General features: G+C 53.1%; 16 protein-coding genes. 8 read left to right on the plus strand and 8 right to left on the minus strand.

What is annotated here, in order from left to right; all coding sequences use genetic code 11:
• Nucleotide 1 precedes the first annotated feature (1 nt).
• From lptB to ACXAFI_RS03875, 5 genes are all read right to left on the minus strand, one after another.
• Nucleotides 2–727 carry an LPS export ABC transporter ATP-binding protein gene (lptB, locus tag ACXAFI_RS03855; protein ID WP_444919757.1) on the minus strand — a complete coding sequence of 242 codons (726 nt, stop codon included), beginning with the start codon at nucleotides 725–727 and terminating at the stop codon, nucleotides 2–4.
• A gap of 86 nt (nucleotides 728–813) precedes the next feature.
• On the minus strand, nucleotides 814–1,371 hold the full coding sequence (gene lptA / locus ACXAFI_RS03860; RefSeq protein ID WP_475107755.1) for a lipopolysaccharide transport periplasmic protein LptA: 558 nt from the start codon (nucleotides 1,369–1,371) through the stop codon (nucleotides 814–816).
• On the minus strand, nucleotides 1,358–1,924 hold the full coding sequence (gene lptC / locus ACXAFI_RS03865) for an LPS export ABC transporter periplasmic protein LptC (protein WP_475107756.1): 567 nt from the start codon (nucleotides 1,922–1,924) through the stop codon (nucleotides 1,358–1,360). Before lptC ends, lptA begins: the two co-directional genes overlap by 14 nt.
• Nucleotides 1,924–2,463 carry a KdsC family phosphatase gene (locus ACXAFI_RS03870; RefSeq protein ID WP_475107757.1) on the minus strand — a complete coding sequence of 180 codons (540 nt, stop codon included), beginning with the start codon at nucleotides 2,461–2,463 and terminating at the stop codon, nucleotides 1,924–1,926. Before ACXAFI_RS03870 ends, lptC begins: the two co-directional genes overlap by 1 nt.
• Nucleotides 2,464–2,525: 62 nt before the next feature.
• Complete coding sequence (locus ACXAFI_RS03875) at nucleotides 2,526–3,497, minus strand: KpsF/GutQ family sugar-phosphate isomerase (RefSeq protein WP_475107758.1); 972 nt, start codon at nucleotides 3,495–3,497, stop codon at nucleotides 2,526–2,528.
• 404 nt (nucleotides 3,498–3,901) lie between these two features.
• Between ACXAFI_RS03875 and ACXAFI_RS03880 the strand changes: the two genes are divergently transcribed.
• From ACXAFI_RS03880 to ACXAFI_RS03905, 6 genes are all read left to right on the plus strand, one after another.
• Complete coding sequence (locus tag ACXAFI_RS03880; RefSeq protein WP_152454562.1) at nucleotides 3,902–4,555, plus strand: MlaC/ttg2D family ABC transporter substrate-binding protein; 654 nt, start codon at nucleotides 3,902–3,904, stop codon at nucleotides 4,553–4,555.
• An 87-nt stretch (nucleotides 4,556–4,642) separates the two neighbouring features.
• Nucleotides 4,643–4,876, plus strand: a complete 234-nt coding sequence (locus ACXAFI_RS03885; protein WP_152454561.1) for a BolA family protein — start codon at nucleotides 4,643–4,645, stop codon at nucleotides 4,874–4,876.
• Nucleotides 4,877–4,918: 42 nt separating this feature from the next.
• On the plus strand, nucleotides 4,919–6,181 hold the full coding sequence (murA, locus tag ACXAFI_RS03890; RefSeq protein WP_152454560.1) for a UDP-N-acetylglucosamine 1-carboxyvinyltransferase: 1,263 nt from the start codon (nucleotides 4,919–4,921) through the stop codon (nucleotides 6,179–6,181).
• A 59-nt stretch (nucleotides 6,182–6,240) separates the two neighbouring features.
• Entirely contained in the window at nucleotides 6,241–6,876 is a 636-nt protein-coding gene (gene hisG / locus ACXAFI_RS03895) for an ATP phosphoribosyltransferase (RefSeq protein WP_444919753.1), read from the plus strand.
• A gap of 14 nt (nucleotides 6,877–6,890) precedes the next feature.
• Nucleotides 6,891–8,198: a histidinol dehydrogenase gene (gene hisD / locus ACXAFI_RS03900; RefSeq protein WP_475107759.1), complete on the plus strand. Its 1,308-nt coding sequence runs from the start codon at nucleotides 6,891–6,893 to the stop codon at nucleotides 8,196–8,198.
• 42 nt (nucleotides 8,199–8,240) lie between these two features.
• Nucleotides 8,241–9,404 (plus strand): hypothetical protein, encoded by a 1,164-nt coding sequence (locus tag ACXAFI_RS03905; protein ID WP_475107760.1) that lies wholly within the window; start codon nucleotides 8,241–8,243, stop codon nucleotides 9,402–9,404.
• 18 nt (nucleotides 9,405–9,422) lie between these two features.
• On the opposite strand, the gene ACXAFI_RS03910 is transcribed toward ACXAFI_RS03905, so the two are convergent.
• Both ACXAFI_RS03910 and ACXAFI_RS03915 read right to left on the minus strand, forming a co-directional pair.
• A complete protein-coding gene (locus ACXAFI_RS03910) occupies nucleotides 9,423–9,866 on the minus strand; it encodes a nuclear transport factor 2 family protein (protein WP_475107761.1) in 444 nt (147 codons plus the stop codon).
• A gap of 27 nt (nucleotides 9,867–9,893) precedes the next feature.
• Nucleotides 9,894–11,036, minus strand: coding sequence for a trypsin-like peptidase domain-containing protein (locus tag ACXAFI_RS03915; protein WP_444919749.1), 1,143 nt, complete (start codon nucleotides 11,034–11,036; stop codon nucleotides 9,894–9,896).
• 706 nt (nucleotides 11,037–11,742) lie between these two features.
• On the opposite strand from ACXAFI_RS03915, the gene sat reads away from it, so the two are divergent.
• On the plus strand, nucleotides 11,743–12,933 hold the full coding sequence (gene sat / locus ACXAFI_RS03920) for a sulfate adenylyltransferase (RefSeq protein WP_475107762.1): 1,191 nt from the start codon (nucleotides 11,743–11,745) through the stop codon (nucleotides 12,931–12,933).
• 104 nt (nucleotides 12,934–13,037) lie between these two features.
• On the opposite strand, the gene ACXAFI_RS03925 is transcribed toward sat, so the two are convergent.
• Complete coding sequence (locus ACXAFI_RS03925) at nucleotides 13,038–13,478, minus strand: Z-ring associated ZapG family protein (RefSeq protein ID WP_444919747.1); 441 nt, start codon at nucleotides 13,476–13,478, stop codon at nucleotides 13,038–13,040.
• Between the two features lie 370 nt (nucleotides 13,479–13,848).
• Here ACXAFI_RS03925 and zapE point away from each other — a divergent pair, with 370 nt between their 5' ends.
• A complete protein-coding gene (zapE, locus tag ACXAFI_RS03930; protein ID WP_444919746.1) occupies nucleotides 13,849–14,973 on the plus strand; it encodes a cell division protein ZapE in 1,125 nt (374 codons plus the stop codon).
• Nucleotides 14,974–15,080: the final 107 nt, after the last annotated feature.

Below are 15,080 nucleotides of genomic sequence, written 5' to 3' on the forward strand. Positions count from 1 at the left end.
CTTAAATGGTAAATTCATGTCCTAAATAAACTTCTCGAACCTGCTGGTTGGCAAGAACATCTTCTGGTGTGCCTTCAGCGATGATGTGGCCCTCGCTGACAATGTAGGCGGTCTCGCAAATATCGAGGGTCTCGCGCACATTGTGGTCGGTAATGAGTACTCCGATATCTCGATCCCGCAGGTGGCGGATGATTTCTTTGATATCGTTTACCGATATGGGGTCCACGCCGGCAAAAGGTTCGTCTAACAGGACAAAACTGGGATTGGTGGCCAGGGCGCGGGCAATTTCCACTCTGCGGCGTTCCCCCCCAGAGAGTGCCATGCCCAAGCTCTGCTCAATATGAGTAATGTTAAATTCCTCAAGCAGGGCTTGAGCCTGTTGCTGTCGCTCGGCTCGTGAGAGGTCTTTGCGGGTTTCTAGGATGGCGAGAATATTGTCTTTTACGCTCAGGCGGCGAAATACGGAGGCTTCCTGGGGAAGATAGCCGATGCCTTTGCGTGCGCGCCCGTGCATAGACAGTCGGGTAATATCTTCATCGTCGATCATCACCCTACCTGCATCGGCCTGAACCAGCCCGGCAATCATATAAAAACAGGTGGTTTTACCGGCGCCATTAGGGCCTAGAAGCCCGACAACCTGCCCGCTGGAAACACTGACGGTGACATCCTGGACAACTTTTCTTTTTTTATACTGTTTCGCGAGGTGTAACGCTTTGAGCGTTGGCATAGTGTGTACCGAAATCTATCCATGCCGCGGGCAGAGTGATGCCCGCCGGTGCAAATAATATCTGTTGCTTAGTGCCTGAGTGAGAATTAGGGGGTTTGCTGCTCCTGGTTATCACTGGCGCCTTGCGTGTTCTCTTTTTTCTCGGGCTTCCATGTCATTTCTACGCGCCCCTTACCGGTTTGCCCTTTGGCACTCATTTGTTCGGTAGAGAGATCGTAGTCAATTTTTTCTGCGGCCAGTGTATTGCCCTCACGGTCAACGTGGGCCTTGCCTGTGAGCTGCAGTTCCTCAGAGCTCACCTGGTAAACAATACGTTGGGCTCTAGCTTTGACGGGATTTTCGCCCTGAAGAATCTTTTGTTGGAAATGCGCGGGCTTGCCTACGGCTATCACGCGACTGATTTCTTTTTCTGGAGTGAAGTAAACCTCGACGCGGTCAGCCTGAATTTTCAGCGAACCCTGAGTGATAACAACATTGTTGCTATATACCACCAAGTTATTGTTGAGGCCGGCATTCATTGCATCAGAACTGATATTGATCCGCTGTTGGCGATCTTCTGGCAGTGCAACAGCCGTTGAAGCTATGAGCGCTAGTGCGGTAATAGCGGAGATTCTTAGCAGGTGGCGGTATTTAGTCAGTGTCATAGATGCTCTTTACGTCGGATAGGATTTCCATCCGGTCTTCATTCAGGTAAGCGCGCATACCCCTACCCGTTGTGCGGTTAGGGCCAGAGCTAATAGTAACAACTTTGTCTGTCTCGGCGAATTCCTTCGCGGGCAGAATCGTAATGCTCGATGTTTCCAGTTTGATACCGCCGGGGGCGGGTAGTTCATCAATTACGACATCGCCATCCAAGACTACTCGTTCACCGCGATTGTAAGCGACCCCTTTCCGAGACTCGGTACGCCACTTCGGCTGGTCATCCTGGTAAAAGAGCATGCGGGGTTCCGCCAGGTCTGCCCGGTCACGACGTTTAAACTGGTAGTAGGTAATCTGATCCGCATCTACCCGGTAGGCGAGATTTCCTTCCTCATTGAAGTGCCGTGTCTTGGCATTTCGGATGATCAGTTCTGCGGCCTTGTCATGCTGCTGGGGGGTCGGTCGTATCCCCAGCAGCTGATCGGGCGGGCTTTCCGAAAGCCACAGGCCAACACTGATTAGCGATACTACTAATAGCAGCGGCAGCCAGGTGCGCATTATTGCTCTCCAATATAGGGGGCGAGAGCCGAGTCAAAGGTTCCCTGCGCCTGCATGATTCGATCACAGGCTTCGCGCACAGCGCCTTCTCCGCCGCGAGCTCGGGTTACCCACAGAGCGCGCTCCCTGACGGGGGCTGCGGCATTGGGAGGAGCTATGGGGCATCCGATGCGGGTCATCACCAGGAGATCCGGATAATCATCGCCAATGTAGGCGATATCTTCTAAGCGGCAGGGTTCCTCGGCCAAAAGTTCCTGCAGCGCGGTAAATTTATCTTCGCGCCCCTGAATCAGCTTATTGATACCCAAGTCGTGAGCGCGGCGCTCCACCACGGAGCTGCGCCGTCCTGTGATAATGGCTACGCGAACCCCGGAGTTTTGCAGCATCTTAATGCCGTGTCCGTCGAGGGTGTTAAAGGTTTTCAGCTCATTGCCATTGTTGTCAAAATAGAGTTTGCCGTCGGTGAGGACGCCATCTACATCCAATACCAGCCAGCGCACTTTCTGCAGAGCCGCGTTTATTTCTTTTTCTGAAACCACCAGAGTTATCCTTACTTGCTGTTTGCGGTGCGGCATTTTGCCCCGCAAATCTTTTGATTATCTCAGATTACGCCGGCGCGCAGTATATCGTGCATATGCAATACGCCTACGGGGAAGTGCGCTTCATCCTCTACGACGAGTGCGGTGATTTTGTAATCTTCCATGATACGCAGTGCTTCTGCCGCCAGGGTCTCGGCGGATACCGTTTTAGGGCGGCGGCTCATCACTTGATCCATAGTGGCCTTGTCCAGCTCGATCTTGTGGTCGATCACGCGGCGCAAGTCACCGTCGGTAAATACACCAAGTAGTTCTCCCTTTGGATCGACAATGGTGGTCATACCAAACCCTTTGCTGGTCATCTCCAGTAGGGCTTTGGACAGCAGAGTGTCTGGCTGGACCTGGGGCAGCTCTTCCCCGGCATGCATGACATCTTCTACTTTTAGCAATAGACGTCGGCCAAGGGCTCCGCCTGGGTGGGAGAAGGCAAAGTCTTCGGCGGTGAAGCCCCTTGCTTCAAGTAGGGCTACCGCCAGTGCGTCGCCCATGACCAGAGTGACGGTGGTTGAGGAGGTTGGCGCTAGGTTAAGAGGGCAGGCCTCAGTTTGGACTGAAATATCCAGATTGACTTCTGCTGCCTGTGCCAGGGGCGAGTCAGTCTTGCCTGTCATGCTGATCATGGGGATGCTCAGGCGTTTTAGCAGCGGCAGTAAAGTGAGTACCTCTGCGGAAGAGCCCGAGTTGGAGATAGCGATTACCAGATCGTCCCGGGTAATCATCCCTAAATCGCCGTGGCTCGCTTCTCCGGGGTGTACAAAGAAACTCGGGGTGCCAGTGCTGGCGAGGGTTGCCGCTATTTTTCTCCCGATATGCCCCGATTTGCCCATACCCGTTACGATGGTGCGGCCGGGACATTGCAGGATCATCTCACAGGCGCGCTGGAAGTTGCCGTTGATCCTTTGTTCCAGTGCGGCGACAGCTTCCGTTTCCATACGAACGGTGCGTCGCCCAGCCTGCAATATCAAATCCTGGGTCATTGGGTGCCTCTGGTAACTGACTTCTAATTAAATAACTTCTGATTTTATAAGATATTTTTGCTGGCTTTCTTCGCCCAGCAGGATGCCGGCGTCCTGCTTTGTGTTTGCCGCGGCAGCAGGTGTGATTGTCGTGCTAATCTATATACGAGATACGAGCGCCTACTCCTAATAGGTAACAGGTATGTCGGAACACAGGCGCTAGCCGAAGTGCCAAATGACACGCTCGTACACTGCCACACCACCGGGCGCGGTCATGGTATAGTCTGCCGCCGCTGCTGTCAGCTATGTCACTCAGCGGATGAACGACAAATCCCCACTTCTGGGGAGAAATGCCAGCAGTCTCGTCATGGCACTTATTTACGCTGTGTGCGTCCAAGGAATGATTTGCTAATTGGAGAGTATTTGTGAATACATCATTTTGGATTGGTCGGTACGGGTTTTCCCGATGGCTAAGATTTGTACTTTGCGCAGCATTGGTGTCTGCTGTGGTCCCCGCTGCGAATGCCGATCAAAACCCTTATGTAATGATTGAGGGGGTTTCCCAAAAGCTGCTGGGTGTTATTCGCTCAAATGCCCAATATGCCAACTCTGACCCGCAGAGGTACTACAACGCCGTTGAGGGCGTGTTGACCCCAGTGGTGGATTTTGACTTTATTGCGCGCGGTGTTATGGGGCGTTATGCCAAGCAGGCTACCGCGACCCAACGCTCCCGCTTTGCCAGCACTTTCCGTCGGGATCTGGTGGCAACATTTGCCCGCGGTGTGGCGAATTTTGGCGACCTCGATGTGAAAGTGGTAAACCCTGGGACTTTACCCAGCGGTAACCGGGTTAACGTTTTGCAGGAAGTGCGCAGCAAGGAAGGTATCACCAAAGTCTCCTACACCCTGGTGCGCAACCGTGCAGGTGAGTGGAAACTGATCAACGTTATCTTGAATGGTGTTAATTTAGGTAAAACTTTCCGCAGCCAGTTTTCCCAGTCTATGCAGTCCTACGGGGATATCGATAAGGTAATCTCCAACTGGTCCGCTGGGCAGGATGTTGCCGATAAAGTGAGCTAGTCGGCGAACTTCAGGGTGCGCAGCTGCGCACCCTCCTCGATTCAAGTACACTTGCGTGCTGTTTTTCAACTAACGCAAATCCCTCCTATGCAACCAGATGAAATCAAAGCCCTCATTGAGGGTCATATCCCCGAGAGTAATGTCGATGTCGCCTTTGAAGGTAGTCACCTGATGGTAACTGTGGTGAGTAGTGCCTTCGAAGGTCTGAGCCGCTTAAAAAAGCAGCAGCTGGTTTATGCCGCGCTAAACGACAAAATTGCTGACGGCACCTTGCATGCCGTGCAAATGCAGACCCTTACTCCAGAAGAAGCCAGTCGATAACCTGTCGCCTGTATCCAGGCGACCCCCGAAATATGAGACCGAATGGATAAGTTAATAATAGAGGGTGGTAGTCCAATTTCCGGCACCCTGCGAATCTCTGGTGCAAAGAATTCTGCACTGCCAATTTTGGCCGCTGCACTTTTGGCTGATGGTCCGGTGCATATTCACAACCTGCCACACCTTAATGACATCACTACGATGATTACCCTGCTGCGCTGTATGGGGTGTGATATCACGGTTGATGAGAAGCTGGGTGTAGAAATAGACCCCCGTTCGGTCAACGATCTGACGGCGCCCTACGAGCTGGTAAAAACCATGCGCGCCTCGATTTTGGTGTTGGGCCCGCTGCTGGCCCGCCACGGTGTAGCCAATGTCTCTTTCCCCGGTGGCTGCGCTATCGGCAGTCGCCCGGTGGATATCCACCTGAAAGGGTTAGAGGCGATGGGCGCCGAAATAACGATTGATGGTGGCTTTATCCGGGCCCGCTCTAACGGCCGCCTAAAAGGCGCCAATATCGTTATGGAGAAGGTCACTGTAGGCGGTACGGAAAACCTACTGATGGCTGCGGTCTTAGCCGAAGGCACCACGGTATTACACAACGCAGCGCGCGAACCCGAGATCGTCGATCTGGCGGAATTCCTGATTGCCATGGGTGCTCAGATAGAAGGTGTTGGCACTGACACCATGCGTATTCACGGTGTTCCCAAGCTGGCTCCATGCACCTTCAGTGTTATGCCGGATCGTATCGAAACCGGTACTTTCCTCGCAGCGGCGGCTGCAGCTCGCGGCAAGGTTCGCCTTCTACACACGCGCGCGGATATCCTCGATGCAGTACTGTTAAAGTTTGAAGAGGCGGGGGCGCATCTGAGCTGCGGTGACGACTGGATTGAGTTGGATATGAAGGGCAATCGCCCTAAGGCGGTCAGCTTCCGTACCGCACCGTATCCGGCGTTTCCCACTGATATGCAGTCGCAGTTTACCGCTATGAATGCCGTCGCCGAGGGCAAGGCTGCAGTGGTGGAGACCATTTTTGAGAATCGCCTGATACAAGTACACGAGTTGAATCGTATGGGCGCGGATATCACTCTTGAGGGCAATACGGCGTTTGTCACCGGTGTCGAAAAGCTTAAAGGGGCACCCGTGATGGCTTCGGATTTACGCGCTTCGGCAAGTTTGGTGATTGCGGGAATGGTGGCTGAAGGTACCACCACGGTCGACCGTATTTATCATATCGACCGGGGTTATGAGTGTATCGAGGAAAAATTACAGCAACTGGGGGCGAATATTCGCCGAGTGCCTGGTTAGCAAATTGAGGCGGCCGCCTTTTGCCAAGGGCGGCCCTCGAAAATAAGCCGGCTTTAATAATGACTATGCAAATCACTATCGCCCTGACCAAGGGGCGCATTCTGCAAGAAACCCTACCCTTACTTGCGGCGGCGGGCCTGGAACCACTCGAAGACCTGGGGAAAAGTCGTAAGTTGATCTTCCCTACCAACTGCGAGGGGGTGCGCCTGCTCCTCCTGCGCGGTGTTGATGTTCCTACTTACGTGCAGCATGGCGCCGCGGATATGGGCGTTGCCGGCAAAGATACTCTGCTGGAGCATCGCGCCGATGGCATCTATGAGCCCCTGGATTTGGGTATCGCGCGCTGCCGCTTGATGACTGCGGGAGTGAAGGGGGCTGCCCTGCCAACAGGGCGGATCAAAGTGGCGACGAAATTTGTCGAGAGTGCCAAGCGCCATTATGCAGCTCAGGGAAGGCAGGCAGACATTATTAAGTTGTATGGCGCCATGGAGCTAGCCCCACTGATGGATCTGGCCGATGAGATTGTGGATATTGTCGATAGCGGTAATACCTTAAAGGCTAATGGCCTGGAGGCTCGCGAAATGATTGCACATATCAGTAGTCGTTTGATCGTCAATAAGGCTGCAATGAAGATGAAGTATCAGCCCATTAGTGAGCTGATCGAAAAATTGTCGGCGGCTGTCGCGCAAAACTAGAAGATTTTGAAGTTATGACTCGCAAGGTTATTCGCCGGCTGAATGCCACTGACACAAATTTTGATGTGCAACTAAAGCAACTGCTCGCCTGGGAGGCAGTCGCCAATGAGCAGGTTGAGGCAACGGTTGCTGAGATCCTGCAGCAGGTGCGCACTCGCGGTGATGCTGCGGTTATCGAATACACCAATCGCTTTGACCGTCGTCATCTTACTCAGGCAGAAGACTTTTTGTTAACGCCGCAGGTACTGGGTGAGGCCCTTAGACGTATCGGCTCAGAAGAACGCGAAGCCCTGGAAATATCCGCCCAGCGCGTGCGCGAGTATCACGAGCATCAAAAGCAGGAGTCCTGGCGTTATACCGAGGCAGATGGCACGGTACTCGGCCAACAGATTACCCCGATGGAACGCGTTGGCATTTACGTGCCTGGTGGCAAAGCCAGTTACCCGTCTTCTGTGTTAATGAATGCTATACCGGCCAAGGTTGCTGGTGTGGATTTAGTGACGATGGTGGTTCCGGCTCCTGAGGGTGAGATCAGTGATTTGGTATTGGCCGCAGCGGCTATTGCCGGGGTGGATCGAGTACTCACCATCGGTGGCGCACAAGCCGTGGCTGCGCTGGCCTATGGCACCGAGACAATTGCTCCGGTAGATAAGATAGTCGGTCCCGGCAATATTTATGTGGCTAGCGCTAAGCGCTCGGTCTTTGGCCATGTGGCGATCGATATGATTGCTGGACCTTCGGAAATTTTGGTTATTTGTGATGGCGCTACCGATCCGGACTGGATCGCAATGGATTTGTTGTCCCAGGCCGAACATGACGAACAGGCACAATCCATACTGTTGTGCCCCGATTCTGAATTTCTCGATGCGGTGGAGTCATCTCTGCAACGTCAGCTGGCAGAATTGCCTCGCGCATCAATAGCGGCCAAATCTCTTCTCGATCGCGGTGCTCTGATCCTGGTGGATTCCCTTGAGCAGGCGCTGAAAATTTCCAACCGCATTGCTCCCGAGCATTTGGAAGTTTCCGTAGCGAATCCGGAATCTCTACTGCCGAAAATTCGCCATGCCGGTGCGATTTTCCTGGGCCGCTATACTGCAGAAGCTCTGGGGGACTATTGTGCTGGTCCCAATCATGTATTACCTACCAGTGGTACAGCGCGATTCTCTTCGCCCTTGGGTGTTTACGATTTTCAGAAGCGCAGTTCGATTATTTTTTGTTCTCCGCAAGGTGCCGATCAGCTCGGTCGTGTGGCTGCCACTCTCGCACGGGGTGAGGGGTTGGAAGCCCATGCTCGATCTGCCGCCTTTCGGGTCAAGAAGTAAGCGTTCACCTTGTTGCGGTATCTGGCACCAGTAAGGTACATCATGCGTAAACTATTTCTGTGTTTGGCCGTCCTGTCGTTGTTTGGTTGTGTGACAACTGATGAAAATAACGTGGCAGAGTATGCTAATGCGGAGCAAAGTCTTCCCTCTTTATCTCTCTTTGCCAAGATGCCTGAAGAGGATTTTGAACGGCGCTGTAATGACTATTCTGAAAGCTCTTTACTTAAACACTGCCAATACGATGTAGTGGATTACACGGAATTGTTTAACGAGTTGGAGGCCTCCACCGTCTTTAATTCTGTGCATTTCGGCAATGACGATGTTCCCTATCAATTATTGGTAAGCTCAGCTGGATATTCCGAAGAGGGTATAGAGGATATCGGTGAGGCAGTGATTGCTGGGGCCACCATGATGCTGGCTCCTGTGCGAACTACCCGGGACATCCATGTAGATGCAATCCTGACTTGGCATGGCCTGCCCTTAAAGCGCTACCAACTGGAATTTCCATTCACAACAACAATCAGTCTGTTGAGTTCTCCTGTCAATGCGAAGCGAGATTTAGCCAAGGTGGTGGCATCCCAGTTAATTTCGCAGCTACAGGGCGATAGGGCAATGGAGCCGGAATATCTCTATCAGTCAATTGGAGCGAGTGATTACCACACGACTCTTAATTTGCCTGAGTCGGTCGGCGAGTATGTGAGCAATCCCCTGGTGCTTGCCAGTCATCCTTTATTTGGTGCCCAGACGCGCTACGTGCATCGTCAGTTTCAGTTCGACTCGGTCGATGTGTTTGTCTATCCAATCCCAAATTGGGAATGGGGGGATCTGCAGCTGGCACAGGTGCGGGAGTTGGATAGAGTTCGCCAGGAGTTGCACTTAGTGGAGAAAGAGGCGCAGTGGCAGGCGCTGGATCTTAACGAGGAAGCCTCTGAAACCTGGCATGTCCAGGGGCAGGACCTGCCTGTAACCAGGCTTTCAGGTTATTTTCTTGCCGCAGACGGGGAGCGCTTTGATACCCACACCTATTTATTTGTGCGTCAGGATAAGTTTATTAAAGTGCGTGCCTCTTTTTCCGGCGAGGGGAGAGGTAGGGAAGAAGTTGAGGCTTTTGCGCGGGGATTAATTGCCAAGGCGAACGTTCCCAGTGAGTCTCGCTTTATGGCCAATGTTCGTGAGAGCTGGCGCGAGAGACAGGCCGGGAACTAGCCCGGCCCTCGCGGTCCGTTAATTTATTGGCTTGCTCCCTTCCTTGGGAATTTGGGTTGCCTGCCAGGCGAGTACATGCCAGTCTCCCTGGCGCTTCACAAAGGTGCCCGTGTTGAAGTAATAATTTTTCTCCCCTTTGCCGCTATCATTGGCTACCAATTTGAATGCCACTACTGCCGTATCTCCCAGCAGGCGGATATCGATATCTTCCGCAGCGTAACTCACCGTCATCGGCTCATCTGCGCCCTTTTCCATGCCCTGCATGATTTGCTCTTTACCAAATCGCTTGCCTGCGGAGCTGGTGTAGATAAGGTCCTCAGCCCAAAAGCGTTGATGGGCTTCTGCACTGCTAGCGGCATTGTCGATAAAATGGTGCAGCAGTTTCTGGAGATCCTCTCTGTCATCGGCTCTAGACTGCCCCGCAGCCATAATCAGGAGAAGGGTTAGCGTGATTGCGCGCATAGCTTGGCTTCCTTGCTTCTTAAAGGATTACTCTGCGGGGGTTGTCGTATCTGGTTTGACTGACACTGTCGCCTCCACGGTATGGGATGCCCCCTCACGAGTGAATGTGATGGAAATGGTGTCTCCAGGTCGCAGGGTAGCCATGGTGGCTTCGCCCTGTTTTCCATCGCCAATAGGCAGTCCATCAATGTGGGTGATTACGTCCCCGGGCTTGAGCCCTGCATTGTGGGCAGGGCTTTCGTTGTAGATAGCAGTGATCATGACCCCTCCGGTGGAGGCGAGGTTGAATTCCTTGGCCATCTGCGGGCTGATCGCGCTGGCTTCAATGCCTAACCAGCCGGGCACAACCCGGCCGTAGGCAATGATGTCCTGCATTACTTTGAAGGCGATATTGGCGGGAATAGCGAAGCTGATTCCGCCGGAATATCCAGACTGGTTCAGGATTGAGGTGTTGATACCGAGCAGGCGCCCACGAGAATCCACTAGTGCCCCTCCAGAGTTGCCGGGATTCACTGCTGCGTCAGTTTGCAGGAAGTTTTGCAGGTGGCTGCCGGTGCCGGAGTTTTCCAGGTGGCGCCCTTTGGCACTGATAATGCCTTGGGTCACAGTCTGACCGACTCCAAAGGGGTTGCCGATTGCCAGTACCACATCACCTACCTGGGCAGCTTCGGGCTCGCCTACCGAGATAGAAGTGAGGCCGTCCAGTTCAATTTTCAAAACCGCAAGGTCAAAGTCAGCATCACTGCCGACCATGCGTGCCTGCGCCTCGCGACCATCGGCCAGCAGAATGACGATCGCGTCTGCCTGGTCGACCACATGGTGGTTGGTGAGAATATAGCCATTGTCACTGACGATAACCCCGGAGCCCAGGTTTGACTGCATGCGCTCCCTCTGTGGGACGTTCATGTTATCGAACAAACGGCGAAAAAGGGGGTCATTAAATAACGGGTGTTGCCGCTGTGGCAGGGCCATGCGGGTATAAATGTTGACTACGGCGGGCCCAGCCATATTCACCGCCTGGGCATAGGATACCGGCCCCTGCCAATCCTCCTGGGAGGGTTTGGGGTTTACGCCACGCAGTTGCGGAAATATAACCAATAGCAGGGCGGCCATAGCCAAGCCGATCAGGGCAGGCAGGGCCCAATCCTGTAAAAAGCGATTTTGGGACACTCGAGACTCCTCTTTGCGCTGATTATACACACGTCTTGTCGGGGATTCGCCGAGAAGGGAGCCTGCTGCTGTTTTGGTGGTGTTGCATAGGAACCGAGGAAGAGTTAATCGGAATGAAAAGTAGGTGCTCATTCGTGGCTTCTATGAATGGGCCGCTGTAAAGCTTATTGACTATCTATTCTTGGGGGCCCTGGTTCTTAAAAGGTATTATTCATAGAGGGCTAGTATTCAGAGCAGCTCTATCAATCACTATTTACTGTAAATCCTCCAAATAATTTCTACGGGCATCTCTAGATCAATCCCCAATCTTTTAAAAGCCTCTTAGCTTTTCTATGGGATTGATTGGGAGCTTCTGCGCAAAAGTTTAGCGTTGCTCCTCTGTGCTCTCCCTATTTCACGATTACTGTTATTAGCCCTCGATACTTCTTCGGAGGCTTGTATTTCACAGGCTCTTCTCTGTGGGGCTGCAGTTTAAGCAATGCGTCGCCTTTTGAAATTGCGCCCTTGCCGAAGTGACGGCTTGCTGGAGTATTTATAGTTGAGGTGGATCTTTGGTTGCTGGTATTCCCTGTGCCGGCCGAACTCCAAAGAGCTGGGGTCTATACTGCCCTCTCTGTATCGGTTTGACATTGGTCAGTCTGTGCAGATGCGTATAATAGCCAGTCGATAATTGACTAACCGGCAAATTTTGTATTTGGAGACCAAAATGTCCTTAGTTCGTCCCCACGGCAGTGTTGAGCTGCAGCCTCGCTTTGTTTATGACAGCGAGCGGCATCACCAGTTGATGCATGAAGCGGAGTCGTTGCCCTCTATTGTGGTCAGCTCTGCCGCTGCCGCCAACGCGGTAATGCTGGGTGCGGGCTACTTCAATCCCCTGCACGGTTATATGAATCTTGCCGATGCCCTGAGTGTGGCTGCCACCCTGCGCACAGTCGATGGTTTGTTTTGGCCGGTACCAGTACTAAATGTTGTTGAAGACACCAGCGCAATTGAGGGCGCGTCTCGAATTGCCTTACGTGATCCGAATGTTGAAGGCAATCCTGTATTGGCGGTTATGGACGTGGAGGCGATCGAAACCGTTTCCGATGAGCAGATGGACACCATGGCCGAACAGGTCTTCGGTACCCTGGATGATAAGCACCCCGGTGTAGCCACCTTTAAGTCTGCTGGTCGCAAGCTCATCTCAGGCCCGATTGAGGTACTGAACTTTAGTTATTTCATTAGTGACTTCCCGGATACCTTCCGTACAGCAGTGGAAATTCGCAACGAATTTGCCGAGCGCGGCTGGAGCAAGGTGGTCGCCTTCCAAACCCGTAACCCTATGCACCGCGCCCACGAAGAGCTGTGCAAGATGGCTCTTGAGGCCGTCGAGGCGGACGGAGTTTTGATTCACATGTTGCTGGGGCAGTTGAAACCCGGTGATATTCCGGCGCCGGTACGCGATGCTTCGATTCGCAAGATGGTAGAGCTGTACTTCCCAGCCAATACCGTGATGGTAACAGGTTATGGTTTCGATATGCTCTATGCAGGCCCTCGTGAAGCCGTGCTACATGCGTTATTCCGCCAGAACTGTGGTTGTAGCCACCTGATCGTAGGTCGCGATCACGCTGGTGTTGGAGATTACTACGGCGCTTTTGATGCCCAGACTATTTTCGATGAGAAGGTTCCTGAAGGGGCTTTGGAAATAGAAATCTTCCGTGCCGACCACACCGCTTACTCAAAGAAGCTCAATAAGGTGGTGATGATGCGTGATGTGCCGGATCACACCAAAGAAGACTTTATTCTGCTGTCTGGCACCAAGGTGCGTGAGATGCTTGGGGATGGTATTGCCCCGCCGCCGGAATTCTCCCGTCCGGAAGTGGCGCAGATCCTGATGGATTATTACCAGAGCCTGTAATTCTTCAGGCTCAATGAGAAAAGGCGGGTCACCCCGCCTTTTTCTTTGCCTTTCTTCTGGTCTCAACTGAAAAAGTGAGATCAGAAATTTTGAAGATGTAGCGGTTAGCTGCCTACATGCGCCTCTTTTTCAAGGCCGTAGTCCTCGTCGAGGGTGCCTTTGGCACCGGGTTCTTTGGGCGCCCAATCTTTCGGCGGTCCCATCTCTTGGAGTTGCTTGTCATCTTCTTTCAGCTTGCCACTACCCGCTTCCAGCATTTGTCGGCCTATATCCTGATTGGATAGTCTCAAGGCGCTGTTGGACAGGTATTCGTGAACTTCTTTGTAGCTTTCGGTCAGGTTGTGAACCAACTGAGAGGTTTGGTCGAAGTGTTCATTGACCTGCAGCTGAAAATCCTCGAGTTTGTTATTGGCCTCGCGCAGGCGTTGCTCCAGCTCCTGAGTGCGATCGACACTTGTGCGTCCCCGAATCGCCAGGTAGGCCAAGAAAGCACCCAGCGTCATGCCGAGGATGCCAACTAAAATTAATACCGATGTAGAGTGCACTTCCTACCTCCCGAACTTGCTCTTATATGGCACTGGCGATCCCTGGTGCATGGTGATGGATGGTGGTTACCTGGGCAATGTTATTGCTTGGGACCCTGGGTAGCCATCTGCAAGTGGCTGTCGCCCCCTGTTAGCGGGCCCAGTATACGCGATTATTAATCCGACAATTAAGATTGTTGGTTAATTGCGACACGCCAATTTACCGCCAGTTCCGAATCGCCGGTATTGGCTGGCGAATCGGACGGGGATCAGATAATTGGTAGGGTCTAAGGGTACTACCTATATATTGCAACTTCGCCGCCTAGGCGGCTCGGTGGTGAATTTGTTAGAGTGCGCGCCTGTTACTCGGTTGTTGAAGAAATTTTCATCTATGTTGCCCGCCAAACCTCTCTTACATTCCCCCCTTGAACGCTATGAGAGCGACCTGCAGCGCCCTGATTTTATTGAGGACCTATCCCAGCGGGCGGCGGTTCAGGAACTGCAGGATCTACACCTGCGCCTGGTGGCCAGGGCTAAGCGGGGTTTTCTCGCAAGTCTGGTTTCACGCTTGCGCGGCGCCGATGTCGGTCCTGAGCGGGGCCTCTATTTCTGGGGCGGGGTAGGGCGGGGTAAGACCTATCTGATGGATGCCTTCTATGAGTCTCTGCCGTTTGAGCAGAAGCAGCGTACCCATTTTCACAGGTTTATGCGCCAGGTGCATCAGGATCTGAAAGAGTATGCGGGGGAGAAAAACCCGCTGGAAAAGGTGGCCGACAAGATTGCGCGAAGGGTACGGGTGCTCTGCTTTGATGAGTTCTTTGTGTCCGATATTGCCGATGCCATGATCCTAGCGGGCCTTCTGGAGGCCTTGTTCCGTCGTGGGGTAACGCTGGTGGCGACCTCCAATATTGTGCCGGAGGGGCTCTATAAAGATGGCCTGCAGCGGGCCCGCTTCCTGCCGGCAATCGACCTTTTACAGCGCCACACCAAGGTGGTGAATGTGGATGGTGGCACCGATTACCGGTTGCGTACCCTGGAACTGTTGGAGCTTTATCACGCACCGCTCGACAAGGCGGCAGACGAAAACCTGTCCAACAGTTTCTCCCGGCTAATCGTGGACGGTTGCGAGGTGCGCAGTAATGTGGACTTGCAGGTTGAGGGGCGCCCCATTCGGGCTCTAAAGGTGGCGGATGATGTTGCCTGGTTCAACTTTACCGATCTTTGCGATGGTCCCCGCTCACAAAATGATTACATAGAACTGGCACGGGAATTCCAGACGGTTCTTCTGGCGGCGGTGCCGAAGTTTGATGAGCGTATGGATGCCCAGGCGCGCCGTTTTATCAATTTGGTGGATGAATTTTACGATCGTTGCGTAAAACTGGTGATCTCTGCGGAGGTGCCGGCAGAGACACTCTATGGCGGGCAGCACCTGCGTTTTGAGTTCGAACGTACGGTCAGTCGACTACTGGAAATGCAGTCCAGGGAGTACCTGGAAAGGGCGCACCGCCCGGAATAGCCCCATCGTATAAACCGCTTGAAAAGCGAGCACTCCTTTTGTACTATCCGCGCTCTTTTGTGGGACGGCCCCTAATACCAGGGGGTCATATTACAGGTGTTTATAAC

Source organism: Microbulbifer sp. ABH2_005 (genome assembly GCF_056160005.1).

Coding starts and splice junctions, on each gene's coding strand:
- lptB (WP_444919757.1), bottom strand. CDS start 727: ATGCCAACGCTCAAAGCGTTACACCTCGCGAAACAGTATAAAAAAAGA.
- lptA (WP_475107755.1), bottom strand. CDS start 1,371: ATGACACTGACTAAATACCGCCACCTGCTAAGAATCTCCGCTATTACC.
- lptC (WP_475107756.1), bottom strand. CDS start 1,924: ATGCGCACCTGGCTGCCGCTGCTATTAGTAGTATCGCTAATCAGTGTT.
- ACXAFI_RS03875 (WP_475107758.1), bottom strand. CDS start 3,497: ATGACCCAGGATTTGATATTGCAGGCTGGGCGACGCACCGTTCGTATG.
- ACXAFI_RS03885 (WP_152454561.1), top strand. CDS start 4,643: ATGCAACCAGATGAAATCAAAGCCCTCATTGAGGGTCATATCCCCGAG.
- murA (WP_152454560.1), top strand. CDS start 4,919: ATGGATAAGTTAATAATAGAGGGTGGTAGTCCAATTTCCGGCACCCTG.
- hisG (WP_444919753.1), top strand. CDS start 6,241: ATGACTATGCAAATCACTATCGCCCTGACCAAGGGGCGCATTCTGCAA.
- hisD (WP_475107759.1), top strand. CDS start 6,891: ATGACTCGCAAGGTTATTCGCCGGCTGAATGCCACTGACACAAATTTT.
- ACXAFI_RS03905 (WP_475107760.1), top strand. CDS start 8,241: ATGCGTAAACTATTTCTGTGTTTGGCCGTCCTGTCGTTGTTTGGTTGT.
- ACXAFI_RS03910 (WP_475107761.1), bottom strand. CDS start 9,866: ATGCGCGCAATCACGCTAACCCTTCTCCTGATTATGGCTGCGGGGCAG.
- sat (WP_475107762.1), top strand. CDS start 11,743: ATGTCCTTAGTTCGTCCCCACGGCAGTGTTGAGCTGCAGCCTCGCTTT.
- zapE (WP_444919746.1), top strand. CDS start 13,849: ATGTTGCCCGCCAAACCTCTCTTACATTCCCCCCTTGAACGCTATGAG.